The organism is Aminobacter sp. P4_D5 (genome assembly GCF_056401815.1).
In genome coordinates this window covers 1-14,633 of sequence record NZ_JBFUIP010000143.1, presented here as the reverse complement: position 1 = coordinate 14,633, position 14,633 = coordinate 1, and the positions used below count along the sequence as shown (strand labels likewise).

The following is a 14,633-nucleotide window of genomic DNA, read 5'->3' as shown; positions in this document are numbered from 1 at the left end:
CCATCCAACCGGCGCGGGCATTGACGCCCTTGTCGGCGAGCGCGCCATTAAAGTTCTCCGAGCAGTTGATGTGGCCGGGATAACCGATGTCGTCGTAATATTTGGCGTAGCAGGCAAGCGCAAAGGCATCGTGGCGGCCGCAGGTGTCCTGGATCACCTCGACCAGCGGCTCGAAATCCTGGTCGTAATATTTGGCGTGCAGGCCCGGCATTGGATAGGCATGGCCCATCAGCGAACGSGTKGCKGTGACGTCRAGCGCCAGATCGCGGCCCTTGTCGAGCTTGCGGGCTGAAAAGCACTGGAAATCGGTGCACTGGCGGCCATCGACATCGATGATCTGGATGTAGTCGCCKGCCTTGACGAAAAACGACTCCGCCGTCTTCGACTTGACCCGGAKATCAAGCACCGGATCGGCAAGCGGATCGGGCAGGTCCGAGCGGCCGGCCGGGCGGATGGTTGCGCGCTTGACCATCACCACCAAAGGCGTTGAGGTGTCATGGCTGTCGATGGCCATAAGCACACCCGGGGCAGCCACCACAAGCGAGCCGTCGCGGGCTACGGTGAAGCTTTCTTCCGTCCCCGCCGGCGTCGTGCCATCGAAGAAGCGCACGGCCTCAGCGCGGCCGAGATCGAGCTTGCGTCGCGCGAGCCCGGCGCGGAAGGTCTGCAGGCTGTCGTCGCTATTGACCAGCAGCGCCTTCAGCCCCGAAGCATCGCTGTTTGCACGCGTGCCCAGAATATCTGGATCAGCGCGGCCACTCTTATCGAAGGCGACAAGCTCGCAAGCCTGGCCGCCTTCGGCATTGCGGATGGTGATCCTGTCGCCGGCCTCGACCTCAAACAGTACCGCACCCAAGCCGGGCACGTGATAGCGCTCCGTGCCAGGCATAAGCAGCCCGGGCTGCAGGATCAGGCTCGGCCGCGGCGGACCAGCCACAATTTCGGGGTAGACTGAAATCGTCATCGCCACCTCGTCTAAAATTTGCCTGTGTGTAAAAATATTTCAGTCTGGAGAATACTCAAATTTGTCGTCCTCGCAAGGCTTCGTTTCGTCGCATCGCCGGAAATTGAGGCGAGATAATTGTCCAGCGGTGGCCCTCGGCGATATCAAGAACCATATGTCCCCTGCTCGCCGCGCGATTGTCCCGGTCCATTCAACCGTGTTAGTGGACCAGATTCGATAAATATTTCAAACTTGGGCTGCACTGCGCTAGGATTCGTCCGGTGTCGTGGCCATGAGGCAGAGCTGACATGCAAGGTCGCGCAATGAAGGTTGAAACCGGCCAACTCACATCGCAGATCATCGCCTCCTATTCGGTGGGAGCGACGGTGCAGACCGTGCTCGACCGGCTTTTTGCCAAGATTAGGTCGGAGGAATATCCGCTGGACACGCGCCTTCCGTCGGAACGGGCGCTGGCGTCGGAGATGGGGGTCGCCCGTAACACCGTGCGCGAGGCGCTGGATGTGCTGGAAGACCGCAAGGTCATCAAGCGGCGGCCCGGCAGCGGCAGTTTCGTCACCTACCGCTCGGAAGAAGTGCCTGAAAGGGCGGAAAGCTCGGTCGCGCTGGAAACCAGCCCACTGGACCACCTTGTCGTACGCGGCATCCTCGAACCCGAAATGGTTCGCCTCGCGGTCATCAACATGACCCCGCGCGAAGTCTGGGAGCTCGAACAACTGATGTCGAAGATCGAAAGCGTGCACACCGACGTAGCCGCTTTCGTCAAATGCGAAGAGGAAATCTACCGCAAGATCGCCGAGGGAACGCACAACCCCCTGCTGGCGTCCTGCTACAATCTGGCGATCGAGGCCTGCCGGGTGAGCTTCCGCACCACGCAGCTTCGCCGGCACCTGTCGCCGAAGCGGATCCTCGAATACCAGCAGCGTTATAATGCGCTGTTCAACGCGATTGCTTCTCGCGACGTCGAGCGGGCCGTCGAGTTCATCAAGCTGCATCTGGTCGAAGAGCAGAAGCTACTTCTGCAGGATTGATTCCGGCGTCCGTGCCTGCAGGGCGGTGCCATTGCCGCTCGCCCGCAAACGCTGATCCCAAAGCTGCCCAAGATCCGACATCTCCTGCTTGAGCAGACCGCCATGGCGTTTCAGCCAGCGCGGAATTGAGCCGAAAGCGGCGATCTTCGCCTTGCCGTTCTTCAGCGTCACCACCGGCCAGTCACCGACCAGCGCGTTGTCGATCCCGAACATGCTCTCGCCCCACCAATGTGCCGGACCGAACGCGTGGGTGACGTGACCAAGCTGCTTCATAGCCGCCAGTACGGATGCGGGATTGACGCTGTTCGATTTTTCCACCGCCGCATGCCAGATGTCGAGGATGGCGACATATTCCCAGCTCACCGCGGTCCAGGTGCCGGGGAAGCGGCTGTTGTACTCGTCGAAGAAGCCCTTCGGCTGGTTGAAGAAGAACGTCTTGTCGTTCAGCTTCTCGTCGTCGAAATCCGGAAACTGGAAAACGAAGCCTTCCATGAATTCGACGGATGTCCGGGCAACGAGCTGGTCGTAATAGTCCAGCGTGCAGGATATGATCTGCCCCTTGAAGCCCTGCGCATGCGCATATTCGGTCATCGCATGGACCATCGGCGTATAGCTGGTGCACCAGCACAGGATTTCGGCACCCGAATCCAGCATCGGCTGCACGATTTCAGCCGCATCGGTCGTATCAGGATCGTACTGGATCTCCCTGGCGATCCTCAATTTGGCCGCCTTGAAGGCCGCGCGATAGGTCGCAAGCGAGGGAAGGCCTAGCGCGTCGGTCTGGCTGCAGATCGCTACGGTGCGCAGTTCCGGCCTCGCCTGCGCCAGCCACTCCACCCCCGTCACATTGAAGATCGGATGCAGTTCACTCGGCGCGATCAGGTATGGTGTATCAGGCGACAGGTCGCTCGGCAGCAGGGTCGACGTCAGGGGCTTGCGCTGGCTCAGATAATCCCTGATCTGCGCCATCGTATCCCCTCCCAGCATCATCAGCAGCTTGACGTCATGGCGCTCTATCAGATGGCGTGCACCTTCCAGCGCCCGGCTGGCATCGTAGCCACAATCAAACTCGACAATCTTGATTTGATAGCGTCGACCGTTGATCAGCAACCCGCCGGTCTTATTCAGCCAATCCTCCCAGATTCGGCAGCCATGCAATCCGGGCAGGCCCCAGGATTCCACTAGACCGCTGAGCGGTGCCAGGAATCCAATGTTAACGGCGTCCGGCATGCCGACGGACAGCCGGGGCAGGACGCTGGAAACCGCGAGTCGATGGGCAAAGCTGGAGTTCGTCATGTCCGTGAATACCACCAAAAACAGGGCGCTTCATCCCAACGACGCGAAATTTTCCTTCCTCCCAGGAAACACGTCGTTGACAAATTGGTATAATGGCAGGCAACATAACTGAACCAGAGGAACCAATAACGAAATTTGGTCTATACCAAAAGGAGGAAACCATGACAGCCAAGCGTGTCGCCGTGATTGGTGCCGGACCGTCGGGTCTGGCGCAGTTGAGAGCATTTCAATCGGCCGCGGCGAAGGGCGCTGAAATCCCAGAAATTGTCTGCTTTGAAAAGCAGGCCAATTGGGGCGGTCTGTGGAACTACACCTGGCGCACTGGCCTCGACCAGTATGGCGAGCCCGTCCACGGTTCGATGTACCGCTATCTCTGGTCGAACGGCCCCAAGGAGGGTCTGGAGTTCGCCGATTATTCCTTCGAGGAGCATTTCGGCAAGCAGATCGCCTCCTATCCGCCGCGCGCAGTGCTCTTCGACTACATCGAAGGCCGCGTGAACAAGGCCGGCGTCCGCAAGTGGATTCGCTTCGAGACGGCCGTGCGCATGGTGACCTGGAACGAAGAGACCAAAAAGTTCACTGTCACAGTGCAGGATCTGCCGAAGGATCATTGCTATTCCGAGGAATTCGACAACGTCATCGTCGCCTCGGGCCACTTCTCGACCCCGAACGTGCCCGAATTCCCCGGCTTTGACCGCTTCAACGGCCGCATCCTCCACGCCCATGACTTCCGCGACGCCCGCGAGTTCGCCGGCAAGGACATCCTGCTCGTCGGCACCAGCTATTCGGCCGAGGACATCGGCTCGCAGTGCTGGAAGTACGGCGCCAAGTCGATCACCAACTGCTACCGCACCGCGCCGATGGGCTTCAAATGGCCCGACAACTGGGAAGAGCGGCCGCTTCTGGAGAAGGTCGAGGTCAACACCGCAACCTTCAAGGACGGCTCGACCAAGCGCATCGACGCGATCATCCTGTGCACCGGCTACAAGCATCACTTCCCGTTCCTGCCTGACGATCTGCGCCTGAGGACCGCCAACCGCCTGGCGACCGCCGATCTCTACAAAGGCGTCGCCTATGTTCACAATCCCGCGATGTTTTATCTCGGCATGCAGGACCAGTGGTTCACCTTCAACATGTTTGACGCGCAGGCCTGGTGGACGCGCGACGTCATCCTCGGCCGCATCAATCTGCCCGCCGACAAGCAGGCGCTGGTCGGCGACGTCCAGGACCGCGTTGCGCGCGAGGATGCCGGCAAGGACTCCCATGAAGCGATCGAATACCAGGGCGAATATGTCAAGGAACTGATCGCCGAAACCGACTATCCCAGCTTTGACGTGGACGGCGCCAACGCAGCCTTCTTCGAGTGGAAGGAACACAAGAAGAAGGGCATCATGGAGTTCCGCAACCACTCCTACAAGTCGGTCATCACAGGCACGATGGCGCCTGCGCATCACACGCCGTGGAAGGATGCGCTCGACGACTCGCTTGAATCCTACCTGCGTACCGCCACTCCCGTCGCGGCGGAGTGAAAGCCCGGCCTGCCGGCATCATCCGCCCAGCGCAATCAGCCATGCCGCCCCGCTAGGGGCGGCATTTGTTTTTGTACGGCCGTCACGGAGCCAACGCCTTGGCACCAGTTCTGCAGGTCTGCCACGAACGTATTCATGCATCCGCAATTCTGCTATCGAAACAAGGCTACGTTTTTTCCAAAAAAGGAGGAACGAAATGGTCGCGTTTACGGCTAGCTGGGTACACGGGAACGCAGTGGTAGCAGAGAATCCGCCGGCAGAAGACGGCGGTCTCTTCGGGTTCAATCACTTTGGTTGGGGCACCCAAATCACGATCCGACCAGGGTTCGCGCGATGGTTTCACATCACAATACCAACTCCTGTCATCCTCGACGACAAACGGATGAAGCTGATCCGCGTCTTTCTTGGATACGAACAAATTGCCGGGTACAGAAACTCGGGTACAATCCAGGACGTGCACCTGTGGGATGCCAGGCAGCGCGTCGCGATGAAGTCAAATAACGACTTTCTAAGCTCACCTGAGGCGCAAATAACAGGCTACAAAACCTACGAGTTGCTGCAACCCCGAGAATGGTGGTTTGGTGTAGGGTTATCATTCAGGCTGAGCGCACTTCCCTATCTCGATGGTCACTTCATCGACAACAGCGACGCTCCCGTAATCGTTATCGGATCGGCCGGAGGGGATTTCGCCCCTTAAGAATGGTGCCTTTGCAGAGCCAAATTGCCGATGTTGTTGTTCATCGCCCCTCACGAAGTGAGGAGATGCCCAGCAAAGCCAGACAGTGAGGGGCGAGGTCCGCAAGGCGGGCCATCTTCAAGTTGCTGTCGTTCCGGCCCGACGAGCGCCAAACGGGACTCGCGGGCCAACGCACCGCTGAATGCCGTTGGCCGCCCCAGAGCGGGGCGGTCCGTTCCTTGCTACGAGCTCAAACTCGGGCCGCGGTTCTTTTCGCTGGCGTAAAGCGCCACCGCCATCGCCCGATTGCGGACATCGAGTTTGTCGTAAAGATTCTTGAGATGGTATTTGACGGTGTTTTCGGAAATCCCGGTGCGCGCCGCAATCTGCAGGTTCGTCCAGCCGTCGGCCAGCACCGAAAGCAGTTCGCGTTCGCGCGTCGTCAGCCGCGACAGCGGCGTATCGTTGATCTTGGACACATCCATGTAGGGGATGCAGATGCGGCCATGGGCGACTGCGACAAGCGTGTCGAACAGGATCGCCGGATCGTCGAACTGGTAGCAGAAGCCCTGAACGCCGAGGCGCACGCATTGCTTGAGAATTGATAGATCGTGGTCGTTGGAAAAGATCACCACGCGGGCATGCAGTCCGCGCCGCTGCATCTCGGCCAGTACCTCGCCGGAGTCCATGTCGGACAGTCTCCAGCCCAGAACGGCGATGTCGAACGAGGGGTCCGCCACGGATGCCGCCTCAAGGAAGGCCTTGCCTGTCTGGACGCTTTCGGCCAGCTCAAAACGGCTGTCTCGCCCGAGCATATCGCCCAAAGCAGCGACCACCAGCGGATTACGCTCGGCAATCAACACCCTGAATCTGTTCTCTTTTGCCACCGGCACCACCTCAATCCCGATGCCCTGGCGCTGACCCTTCCATTCGGCGTTCATGTTCCTCCCGCCTATGTTCGTGGACCCAACCTGTCGTCGACGTCTCCTGCGCTAGTCGATCCTTTCCAGAGACCGACCGAGATCGGCTCTTGAACGCAATTCATAGCATGAATGATTTTTTCATTCCAGTATAGAAGCAATTTTGCGGACATGCCGACCGGCTAGCCGACGAACCAACCGCAAATGGCCCATTCCCACCCGTTCGGGTAGGCTGCGATCGCCCAGAGAGATGCGTTGGAACTGGCCGATCTTCCAACAGGGCCGCGCTGACAGTTGTTTCCCCTGGCAGTGCGACAAAATGGCTTGACGCCGCATCGGATTCGGACAAACTTCACTTTGAGGAAAAAAAGAAGCCTAAGCGGAAACTGCAATCGCGCCATGAAACCGAGAATTCGGGCGTACGCGACGTKCCTTCACAATCAATGGGAAACTTTGCCAATGAGCGCTGTTACGGACGTCAGTCCGGCGGAAACCGCCGGCCAACTTCAAAGGACAATCGACTGGCGCGGCGCCTTCTGGGTGGCCAGCGGCGTGCCGCCACTTGTCCTTTTCTCCATCGGCGGCATCGCCGGCACGACCGGAAACATCGCCTTCCTGATCTGGACGCTCTCCATCATCATGGGTTTCGTCCAGTCCTTCACCTATGCCGAGATCGCCGGGCTGTTCCCCAACAAATCGGGCGGCGCGTCGGTCTATGGTGCGACAGCCTGGCTGCGTTATTCCAAGTTCATCGCGCCGCTGTCGGTATGGTGCAACTGGTTTGCCTGGACGCCGGTGCTGTCGCTCGGCTGCACCATCGCGGCTGCCTATATCCTCAACGCGCTGGCGCCGATCCCGGGCTTCACCGAATCCTCGCCTGAAGTGCTGCAGTATCTGGCGGCCAATGTCGGGACCACCGCAGCTGACGCTGTTGCGGCCGTCACCGCTGCCGCAACGCCCGGCATCCGCACCTGGACGCTTTACAGCCACACGCTGGGTCCGGTCGGCTTCTCGCTTAACGCCACCTTCTGGATCGGCGCGATCCTCATGTTGATGACGTTTGCCATCCAGCATCGCGGCATCCTCGGCACCGCCAGCGTTCAAAAGGTCGTCGGCCTGCTGGTCATCGTGCCGCTGCTGGTCGTCGGCGTCGTTCCGATCCTGACCGGCCAGATCAACTGGGACAACTACTCGCCACTCGTGCCGCTGGCCGCAGCCTATGCGCCTGAACCCGGCTCTTGGAATACTGCCGGCTGGACGCTGGCGCTCGGCGGCATGTTCATCGCCGCCTGGTCGACCTACGGCTTCGAAACCGCCGTCTGCTACACCCGCGAGTTCAAGAACCCGGCGACCGACACCTTCAAGGCCATCTTCTATTCCGGCCTGCTGTGCATGCTGCTCTACATTTTGGTGCCCTTCACCTTCCAGGGCGTGCTCGGCATCAGCGGCATGCTGGCAACCCCGATCGTCGACGGTTCGGGCGTCGCCGATGCAATGGCCTCGATGGTCGGCGGCGGCGGGCTGGTGAAGACCTTGCTTGTCATGCTGATGATCCTGGCGCTGCTGCTGGCGATCATGACCGCCATGGCTGGCTCGTCGCGCACGCTGTACCAGGGTTCGGTCGACGGCTGGCTGCCCAAATATCTCAGCCACGTCAACGAACACGGCGCCCCGACCCGGGCGATGTGGACCGACCTGATCTTCAACCTGTGCCTGCTGGCCATCGCCTCCACCGACGCCACCAGCTTCTTCTTCATCCTGGCCGTGGCGAATTGCGGCTACATCATCTTCAACTTCCTCAACCTCAATGCCGGTTGGATCCACCGCATGGACAACGGCCATATCCACCGTCCCTGGAAGGCCCCGACCTGGCTGCTCGCAGCCGGCACCATCTTCGCCTTCGTCAACGCCGTCTTCATGGGCGCCGGCGCCAAGGTCTGGAACCCGATGGCGCTTTGGGCCGGCCTGTTCACGGTGTCGCTGATCATCCCGGTGTTCTGCTACCGCCACTACGTCCAGGACGGAGGCAAGTTCCCGGCGCACATGCTCGATGACCTTGGCATGCACGAAAGCGACCTGCGCAAGAAGAAGGCCGGCATCCTGCCCTATGTGACGCTCATCGCGGGTCTTGCCGTGGTGCTGATAGCCAACTGGTTCTTCGTGCTCTGACACGGCGAACCCAACAACAACACACGGTCCCGCGCTGGGAGGCGCGGGGCCTTTTTGACAAAGGTCGGGGAACGACAAATGAGCTCAACAACAATCACACATAGCGGCGCCGGAGACGGCCAGCTTCAACGAACGATCGATTGGCGCGGCGCCTTCTGGGTAGCCAGCGGCGTGCCGGCCCTCGTTCTGTTTTCGATCGGCGGCATCGCCGGCACCACCGGCAACATCGCCTTCCTGATCTGGACCGCCTCGATCATCCTCGGCCTGATCCAGTCCTTCACCTATGCCGAGATCGCCGGCCTGTTCCCGTCCAAGTCGGGCGGCGCCTCGGTTTATGGCGCAACGGCATGGCTGCGCTATTCCAAGTTCATCGCGCCGCTGTCGGTGTGGTGCAACTGGCTCGCCTGGACACCGGTGCTGTCTCTCGGCTGCTCGATCGCGGCGGCCTATATCCTCAACGCATTGGCACCGATCCCCGGCTTCACCGAAACCTCGCCCGAAGTGCTGCAATACATGGCGGCCAATGCGGGTGCGAGCGCCGCCGACGCGATTGCAACCCTGACCACGGCAGCAACGCCAGCGATCCGCAGCTGGACGCTCTATCACGGCACGCTCGGCCCGGTCAGCTTCTCGCTCAACTCGGTGTTCTTCATCGGCGTCATCCTGATGCTGATAACCTTCGCCATCCAGCATCGCGGCATTCTCGGCACCGCCAATGTGCAGAAATATATCGGCCTGATCGTGATCGTGCCGATGCTGATCGTTGGCATCGTCCCGATCGTCACCGGCCAGATCAACTGGGACAATTATTCGCCGCTGGTGCCGCTCGCCGCCGCCTACTCGCCAGAGCCCGGCGCATGGAACGTCGCCGGCTGGACCTTGGCATTCGGCGGCATGTTCATCGCAGCATGGTCGGCCTACGCCTTTGAAACAGCGATCTGCTACACCTCCGAATTCAAGAACCCCGGCCGCGACACCGTGCGGGCGATCTTCTATTCGGGCCTGCTTTGCCTTGCGCTCTACACGCTGGTGCCCTTCACCTTCCAGGGCGTGCTCGGCCTCAACGGCATGCTGGCAACCCCGATCGTCGATGGCTCAGGCGTTGCCGAAGCCATGGCCCGGATGGTCGGCGGCGCTGGCTTCGTCACCTCGATCATGGTGATGTTGATGATCCTGGCACTGATGCTGTCGATCATGACGGCGATGGCCGGTTCCTCGCGCACGCTCTACCAGGGCTCGGTCGACGGCTGGCTGCCGCGCTATCTCAGCCACGTCAACAGCCATGGCGCACCGACGCGCGCCATGTGGACCGACCTGATCTTCAACGTGTTCCTGCTCGCCGTCGCCTCTGCCGACGCCACCAGCTTCTTCTTCGTGCTATCGGTGTCGAATTGCGGCTACATCATCTTCAACTTCCTTAACCTGAATTCGGGCTGGATCCACCGCATGGACAACGGCCATATCCACCGGCCGTGGAAGGCGCCGACGATCCTGATCGCAGTGGGTGCCCTGCTCTCCTATGTCAACGCCATGTTCATGGGTGCAGGCGCCAAGGTGTGGAACCCCTGGGCGCTGTGGGCCGGCTTCATCGCCGCAGCGCTGATCATCCCGGTATTCTGCTATCGGCACTACGTCCAGGATGGCGGCAAGTTCCCGGTGCACATGCTCGACGATCTCGGCATCACCCAGGAGGATCTGAAGATCCGCAAGGCCGGCATCCTGCCCTATCTGACGCTGATCGCCGGCGTAGCGGTGGTGATTCTCGCCAACTGGTTCTTTGTCATCTGACCGTCAGGAACAGTCTCCATGGTCAAGGCCGGCGCAAGCCGGCCTTTTCCTTTGGGCCACACTCCACCGACCAGCAGCCATCCCGAGGAAAATGTGCCGGGGTCAATATTTCTTTCCATGAAAGATTCTTGCATTACGGTTGACTTTCGGCCTTTCCGGCTGCTATAGATTCAGACGGGAAAATTCAGCGCAAAAGCTGTCCGGATGGTGTATCCGGGGCTGAGGACCATCGGCTTGCGCCGGGGGACCGGATGCGCTCGCCTGGGAGGAACGACATAGCATGACGACCGTAATTGACGGTAAGGTAGCCGCAGCCGATGTGGTGGCGAAGGTCAAGGTCGCAGCCGACCAGCTGATCGCTGCGACAGGTGTTGTCCCCGGCATCGCGGTGGTCATCGTCGGCCACGATCCGGCGAGCCAGGTCTATGTCGCCTCCAAGGGCAAGAAAGCCAAGGAGTGCGGTTTTCATTCGATCGAACACGCACTGCCGGCCGACACATCCGAAGCCGATCTGGTCACTCTCGTCGAGAAGCTCAACGCCGACCGCAATATCCACGGCATCCTCGTTCAGCTGCCTCTGCCCGACCACATCGACGCCGGCAAGATCATCCAGACGATATCCGCCGACAAGGATGTCGACGGCTTCCATTTCACCAATGTCGGCAAGCTCGGCACCGGCGAACTCGACACAGCCTTCGTGCCCTGCACGCCGGCCGGCTCGATGCTTCTGATCGAGCGTGCGCTTGGCCGCGATCTTTCAGGCCTCAACGCGGTCGTGGTCGGCCGTTCCAACATCGTCGGCAAGCCGATGGCAAATCTGCTGCTCAATGCCAATGCCACAGTCACCATCGCCCACAGCCGCACCAAGGACCTGCCGGCCCTTTGCCGCACTGCCGACATCCTGGTCGCAGCCGTCGGCCGTCCGGAGATGATCAAGGGCGACTGGGTCAAGCCGGGCGCTACCGTCATTGACGTCGGCATCAACCGCCTCAGCGCTGACGCCAACGGCAAATCGAAGCTTGTCGGCGACGTCGACTATGCCAGTGCTGCCGAACATTCCGGCGCGATCACGCCCGTTCCGGGCGGCGTCGGGCCGATGACAATTGCGCTTTTGATGGCCAATACGGTCGTCTCGGCCTGCCGTGCGGCGGGCCAGGCAGCGCCTCGCTTTTAATCTGGGAGCCCAAGGGGCTCCGTGGAAATCGAACCAAACTCAAGGGAAGAGAGTCATGGCCGAATTCAAGACCGACATCGAGATAGCACGTGGGGCGAAGAAGAAGCCGATCCAGGAGATCGGYGCCAAGATCGGCATTCCGACCGAGCATTTGCTGCCTTACGGCCACGACAAGGCGAAGATCTCGGCTGAGTTCATCGCCGAGGCGCGCAAGAAAAAAGACGGCAAGCTGATCYTGGTCACCGCGATCAACCCGACACCGGCCGGCGAAGGCAAGACCACGACGACCGTCGGCCTCGGCGACGGTTTGAACCGCATCGGCAAAAAGGCSATCGTGTGTATCCGCGAAGCCTCGCTTGGACCCAAYTTCGGCGTCAAGGGCGGTGCGGCCGGCGGCGGTTATGCCCAGGTCGTGCCGATGGAGGACATGAACCTCCACTTCACCGGCGACTTCCACGCCATCACCACCGCGCATAACCTGTTGTCGGCGCTGATCGACAACCACATCTACTGGGGCAACGAGYTGGGCATCGACACCCGCCGYGTCGTCTGGCGCCGGGTGATGGACATGAACGATCGCGCCTTGCGCGAGATCAACTGCTCGCTTGGCGGYGTCGCCAACGGTTTTCCRCGCGARGCMGGCTTCGACATCACGGTGGCGTCCGAAGTCATGGCGATCCTGTGCCTGGCRACCGATTTGAAGGACCTCGAAAAGCGCCTCGGCGACATCATCGTTGCCTATCGCCGCGACAAGACGGCCGTTTATGCCCGCGACCTCAAGGCCGACGGCGCGATGGCGGTGCTGCTCAAGGATGCGGTGCAGCCCAATCTGGTGCAGACGCTGGAAAACAACCCGGCCTTTGTCCATGGCGGCCCGTTCGCCAACATTGCGCATGGCTGCAACTCGGTGGTCGCCACCACGACCGCGCTCAAGCTCGCCGACTATGTCGTCACCGAAGCCGGCTTCGGCGCTGACCTGGGTGCCGAAAAGTTCTTTGACATCAAGTGCCGCAAGGCCGGTTTGAAGCCCGCCGCTGCGGTCATCGTTGCCACCGTGCGCGCGATGAAGATGAATGGCGGCGTCAAGAAGGAAGATTTGGGCAAGGAGAACGTCGAGGCGGTGAAGAAGGGCTGCGCCAATCTTGGCCGCCACATCGAGAATGTGAAGCAGTTCGGCGTGCCGGCGGTGGTGGCGATCAACCACTTCTATTCCGACACCGACGCCGAAATCCAGGCGATGAAGGCCTATGTCGCTTCGATGGGCGAAGAGGCGATCGTGTGCATGCACTGGGCCAAGGGTTCGGCCGGCATCGAGGAGCTCGCCCACAAGGTGGTCAAGCTCGCTGAATCAGGTGCCTCGCAGTTCGCCCCGCTCTACCCCGACGACATGAAGCTGTTCGACAAGATCGACACCATCGTCAAGCGCATCTATCGCGGCTCGGAGGCGATCGCCGACAAGTCGGTACGCGACCAGCTGCATGCCTGGGAAGCCGCCGGCTACGGCCATCTGCCGGTGTGCATGGCCAAGACGCAATATTCGTTCTCGACCGATCCCAATTTGCGCGGCGCGCCCACCGGCCATGTCGTGTCGGTGCGCGAGGTCAGGCTTTCGGCCGGCGCCGGCTTCATCGTCGCCATCTGCGGTGAGATCATGACCATGCCCGGCCTGCCCAGGGCACCCTCGTCGGAAAAGATCTTCCTCAACGAACAGGGCCAGATCGAAGGCCTGTTCTAGGCCGGAAACCTTTTCTTCCCGGACAGCTCTAGGATGAGCCAAGCAACCTACGTTGGCAGGACGGCTCAGGCCACGTTTTACCCTGGCGCGCCGATCCTGCTGACTGCGGACGTCGAGATATTTACGAAGCGGTCGAGCAGAGTGAAGAACACGGCGATGGCAAACCCGAAGACGAAGGCAAGCGTGAACAGGCCGAAGCCGATAGTCTGGAATGCTTCGTTGTTGTTGAACGTGCCGTCCCAGAACCACGCCAGAACCATTCCGGCCAAGGCTCCCAACGCGACGCGATAAATCATCCGCAGCAGCGACGGGTTTGGCAGAAGCGGATCGAGAATCCGCCGCATGTAATACATCAGCGAGCCGAGAGCCCCGTAGAGTGCCGGAAGCACCAGATGAGAGTAGGTCGCCAGCCGCCCAGCTATCTTGTTCTGGATATCGATGACGTTGGGGATCGACTGCGAATAGTAGTTGAGGTTCATTCGGCAGTTCTGCCGCATCAGTTCCAGCGTATTGATGCCAAGCGCGTCGTCGAAGAGATATGCCACTTGTGTAACGAACAGCGGCGGGTCGGGTGGAGCGGAGGTGTCCGACTGCCAGTTCGTCGATTTGGCAAGCTCGATGTCACCAAGATATTGGCAGAAATTCTGCACCGAATACTGTTCTTCGTATTGTTGGGTGATGTCGTTGCTTATCTGCTCGGGCGTGCCTCCGTCCGTGATATTGACGAAAGTCGGACATCTTAGCCCAAGCAAGGCACTTGCTGAGCAGAGGGCATTTCCCAGATGACTCAGGACGGCTAGTTGCCCGTCGGCCGCAGCCAGGAAAGCGTCGCTTTTCTCTTTGACCAGCTTCAGTTCCTTGTCGAGCAAGGTCAACTCATGGACGTACTGGAACGAGGCGTCCTGAGCGATGAGATTGCGCTGAACTGCGTCGACGACATCGGCGTTGCCGGTAAGAGAGCCGACAGTCCCGCCCGTCTCCTCCGGCGACACCGTTGGAGTTGTCGAGCCCGGAGACACTACTCTGTTCGCGTCTGGTGTTGGCGTATCGCCACCCAAAACGTTCCCCGGCAGCTGATGCTCAGCGATCAGCAATTGCCGCTCCAGCCTGCTATAATGCAGTCCCGGATCCTTGTCCTTGAGCAGCGAAAGCTCCTCAAAAAGACTGGCTCCGCCTTTATAGGTTAGCGTGAGGTGACCGGCCGCGAACATCAGTAGTAGAGCGATCAGTACGAAACCAAAGTTTTTCAACTTGTCGCGCAGCCGATCCCTGTTTGGCTGCCACCCTCCTTGAAGCGCGCAAACGGTAGCCACCGGAATTATGGCACGTGATGCTGCCAGCGCTGACTGCAACT

The 14,633-nt window shown here is 60.3% G+C and carries 11 protein-coding genes; 7 read left to right on the top strand and 4 right to left on the bottom strand.

Annotated elements, in window-relative coordinates; genetic code table 11:
• A partial coding sequence (locus AC1DWF_RS23910) for a DUF1989 domain-containing protein (protein WP_476842124.1) occupies positions 1-964 on the bottom strand: 964 nt, incomplete at its 3' end.
• A gap of 302 nt (positions 965-1,266) precedes the next feature.
• Here AC1DWF_RS23910 and AC1DWF_RS23905 point away from each other — a divergent pair.
• Positions 1,267-1,992: a FadR/GntR family transcriptional regulator gene (locus AC1DWF_RS23905; RefSeq protein WP_476804486.1), complete on the top strand. Its 726-nt coding sequence runs from the start codon at positions 1,267-1,269 to the stop codon at positions 1,990-1,992.
• Here AC1DWF_RS23905 and AC1DWF_RS23900 read toward each other — a convergent pair.
• Complete coding sequence (locus AC1DWF_RS23900) at positions 1,975-3,288, bottom strand: ABC transporter substrate-binding protein (protein ID WP_476789508.1); 1,314 nt, start codon at positions 3,286-3,288, stop codon at positions 1,975-1,977. The genes AC1DWF_RS23905 and AC1DWF_RS23900 overlap by 18 nt on opposite strands.
• Before the next feature lie 161 nt (positions 3,289-3,449).
• Between AC1DWF_RS23900 and AC1DWF_RS23895 the strand changes: the two genes are divergently transcribed.
• A complete protein-coding gene (locus AC1DWF_RS23895) occupies positions 3,450-4,817 on the top strand; it encodes an NAD(P)-binding domain-containing protein (protein ID WP_476783933.1) in 1,368 nt (455 codons plus the stop codon).
• Between the two features lie 196 nt (positions 4,818-5,013).
• Positions 5,014-5,514, top strand: coding sequence for a hypothetical protein (locus tag AC1DWF_RS23890; RefSeq protein ID WP_476783932.1), 501 nt, complete (start codon positions 5,014-5,016; stop codon positions 5,512-5,514).
• A 221-nt stretch (positions 5,515-5,735) separates the two neighbouring features.
• Here the strand turns inward: AC1DWF_RS23890 and AC1DWF_RS23885 are convergent, their stop codons facing one another.
• Positions 5,736-6,434, bottom strand: coding sequence for a LuxR C-terminal-related transcriptional regulator (locus tag AC1DWF_RS23885; protein ID WP_476783931.1), 699 nt, complete (start codon positions 6,432-6,434; stop codon positions 5,736-5,738).
• Between the two features lie 438 nt (positions 6,435-6,872).
• Here AC1DWF_RS23885 and AC1DWF_RS23880 point away from each other — a divergent pair, with 438 nt between their 5' ends.
• The 4 genes from AC1DWF_RS23880 to AC1DWF_RS23865 all read left to right on the top strand — a co-directional run bounded on the left by AC1DWF_RS23880 (position 6,873) and on the right by AC1DWF_RS23865 (position 13,279).
• Entirely contained in the window at positions 6,873-8,582 is a 1,710-nt protein-coding gene (locus tag AC1DWF_RS23880; protein ID WP_476789509.1) for an APC family permease, read from the top strand.
• A gap of 78 nt (positions 8,583-8,660) precedes the next feature.
• Positions 8,661-10,370: an APC family permease gene (locus tag AC1DWF_RS23875; RefSeq protein WP_476783929.1), complete on the top strand. Its 1,710-nt coding sequence runs from the start codon at positions 8,661-8,663 to the stop codon at positions 10,368-10,370.
• Positions 10,371-10,650: 280 nt separating this feature from the next.
• The gene (gene folD, locus AC1DWF_RS23870) at positions 10,651-11,544 is read left to right on the top strand and encodes a bifunctional methylenetetrahydrofolate dehydrogenase/methenyltetrahydrofolate cyclohydrolase FolD (RefSeq protein ID WP_476783928.1); all 894 of its coding nucleotides are present in this window, start codon (positions 10,651-10,653) and stop codon (positions 11,542-11,544) included.
• Positions 11,545-11,599: 55 nt separating this feature from the next.
• The gene (locus tag AC1DWF_RS23865; RefSeq protein ID WP_476782407.1) at positions 11,600-13,279 is read left to right on the top strand and encodes a formate--tetrahydrofolate ligase; all 1,680 of its coding nucleotides are present in this window, start codon (positions 11,600-11,602) and stop codon (positions 13,277-13,279) included.
• A 77-nt stretch (positions 13,280-13,356) separates the two neighbouring features.
• Here the strand turns inward: AC1DWF_RS23865 and AC1DWF_RS23860 are convergent.
• Positions 13,357-14,633 (bottom strand): hypothetical protein (locus AC1DWF_RS23860; RefSeq protein ID WP_476842123.1); only part of this gene is annotated, 1,277 nt, incomplete at its 5' end.

Coding starts and splice junctions, on each gene's coding strand:
- AC1DWF_RS23905 (WP_476804486.1), top strand. CDS start 1,267: ATGAAGGTTGAAACCGGCCAACTCACATCGCAGATCATCGCCTCCTAT.
- AC1DWF_RS23880 (WP_476789509.1), top strand. CDS start 6,873: ATGAGCGCTGTTACGGACGTCAGTCCGGCGGAAACCGCCGGCCAACTT.
- AC1DWF_RS23890 (WP_476783932.1), top strand. CDS start 5,014: ATGGTCGCGTTTACGGCTAGCTGGGTACACGGGAACGCAGTGGTAGCA.
- AC1DWF_RS23875 (WP_476783929.1), top strand. CDS start 8,661: ATGAGCTCAACAACAATCACACATAGCGGCGCCGGAGACGGCCAGCTT.
- AC1DWF_RS23895 (WP_476783933.1), top strand. CDS start 3,450: ATGACAGCCAAGCGTGTCGCCGTGATTGGTGCCGGACCGTCGGGTCTG.
- folD (WP_476783928.1), top strand. CDS start 10,651: ATGACGACCGTAATTGACGGTAAGGTAGCCGCAGCCGATGTGGTGGCG.
- AC1DWF_RS23900 (WP_476789508.1), bottom strand. CDS start 3,288: ATGACGAACTCCAGCTTTGCCCATCGACTCGCGGTTTCCAGCGTCCTG.
- AC1DWF_RS23885 (WP_476783931.1), bottom strand. CDS start 6,434: ATGAACGCCGAATGGAAGGGTCAGCGCCAGGGCATCGGGATTGAGGTG.